The organism is Bacillus sp. FG16 (genome assembly GCF_057809515.1).
Genome location: NZ_JBMDKC010000216.1, coordinates 1 through 2300, shown reverse-complemented (window position 1 = coordinate 2300; position 2300 = coordinate 1). Strand labels below are relative to the sequence as shown.

Sequence of the window (2300 nt, the reverse complement as noted above, 5' to 3'; positions counted from 1 at the left end):
TAGGAAGGAATACAAAACAGTTACTGGAACTAACGGAAGAATTAGAAAAACGAGGCATTCATTTAGTAATATTGAATTTAGGGATTGATACGAGAACGCCTTCAGGAAAATTTATTTTGACAGTTATGTCTGCTTTTAGTGAGTTAGATCGGACAATGATCAAAGAAAAACAACAAGCAGGAATTGCAGTTGCTAAAAGAAAAGGTATATATAAAGGACGAAAACAAAAATTCAATCTAAAACATGATGGAGTGAAACATGCAATGGAATTACATGAAACAACAAATAAGACAGTGAAAGAAATATGTAAAATCACGAATATAAGTGAAGCCACGTTTTATCGTAGATGGAAAGAATATAAAAATACTCTGGGTAATTAACTGTATTTGGGAAATACATATCCAGTTGATATAGTGAGTACCAATTATAATAACCAGCTTATTTTTCGCTCTGAAGAATCGAGAAAGTATCACAGAAGCTGTTGAAAAATCTGGGATATCTAGAATGACTATTTATCACAATCAAAAGACGAACTAATACAAAATGACGTGTACTTTATAACATAAATATATTTTAACTAAAAGGATGGGTTCTTAAACAGATATGAACACGAAGAACAGATTGAAGATTTTATCAGATGATGAAATACATCGCCTTTATAGTAGACCAATATTTACCTATCAAGAACGTGTGCAGTATTTTACACTTTCACATGTCGAAAAAGAAGTATTACATACTTTACGTTCTATAAAATCTAAAGTATATTTTATTCTTCAACTTGGATATTTTAAATCAAAGCAATTGTTTTTTCAGTTTAAATTATCAGAGGTGAAAGAAGATATTCAATACATTTTAAAAATCTATTTTAAAAACGAGTCTTTTGGGGATTTTGAATCAATTGATAAAAAGACACGATCTACTCATAAAAAATTAATTCTTAAAATATCTAATTACCGTATTTGTGACTCCTATCACCGAAGTGTTTTAGAAGAAAAAGCCCGCAGGGCTGCAACAGTAAGTGGAAAACCGATTTTTATTTTTCGTGAATTACTTAATTATTTAGTAGAAGAACATATTATTATTCCTGCGTATAGTTTTATGCAAGATGTTGTAGGGACTGCGATTACATCTGAAGAACAACGACTCATAACACTTATACACAACCATCTATTTGAAACAGATAAACAACTTTTAAAAGAATTATTATACAATTCTTCTGGATTATATGAAATCACTCGAATAAAATGTCAACCGAAAGATTTTAGTATAAATGCAATGAAACGTGAAATAGAATGCGGAAATCATATACGGTCCCTTTTTCAACGAGCTAGTGTTATTTTACCGAAATTAAAAATTTCTAATGAAAGCATTAAATATTACGCTTCTTTAATTGATTATTATTCTGTGTATAAATTAAAAAGATTTAATGAATCTCTTATGTACCTTTATCTATTATGTTTTATTTTTTATCGTTATCAAAGAATGAATGACAATTTAATTAATGGTTTGATTTATAAAATAAGAAAATACAACGATGATATTGTATCATTCGCTAAAAATAAAGTAAGCACCTATTATACAGAAAATCAAGAGGACTTCAAGAAAGTAGGAAAGGTTTTACAAGTTATAGTAGATGAAAATATTTCAGGTCAAACAACATTTAAAAACATACAACAACGTATATTTTCTATCCTAGACCGTTCTAAATTAACAGAACTAGCAAATCAAATCCTGGATAATGCGAAGATAGATGAAAAGGCGTTCCGTTGGGAACGTATTGATGCATTAGCTTTACAATTCAAACGACAAATTCGCCCTATTTTTATGATGGTTGATTTTGTTACAACAGATATGGATGACGACCTTATGGATGCAATCCATTTTTTAAAAGAAGTTTTTATGAAACGAAAACCCTTATCTAAATATGATATCAAAGACATTCCGCAAGCTTTTATAACCAATAAAAACAAACGTTATCTTTATACAAAAGATGATTCTAATACAAGGCATTTACTACTAGACCGCTATGAATTTTTAATTTATTACTTATTATGGAATCGCTTGCAATCGGGAGATATATTTTGTAGAGATAGTATACAGTATAGAAGTTTTGAGGATGATTTAATCGATGAAGATACTTGGGAACAAAAAGAAAGTATAATCCAAAATCTCAATTTAACTACACTACAACAGCCTATTGAACAACATTTAAAAGAACTTGAAAACAAATTAGAAGCTCGTCTCATCTCAATTAATAAAAAGATTACTTCCGGAAAAAACAAACATGTGCAAGTAAAAAA

The 2300-nt window shown here is 29.1% G+C and carries 2 protein-coding genes; both read left to right on the top strand.

Going from position 1 to position 2300, the window contains the following annotated elements; genetic code table 11:
- On the top strand, window positions 1–380 hold a 380-nt coding region (locus ACODS7_RS31710; RefSeq protein WP_488828535.1), incomplete at its 5' end, for a recombinase family protein.
- 223 nt (window positions 381–603) lie between these two features.
- Window positions 604–2300 (top strand): DUF4158 domain-containing protein (locus ACODS7_RS31705; RefSeq protein WP_488828533.1); only part of this gene is annotated, 1697 nt, incomplete at its 3' end.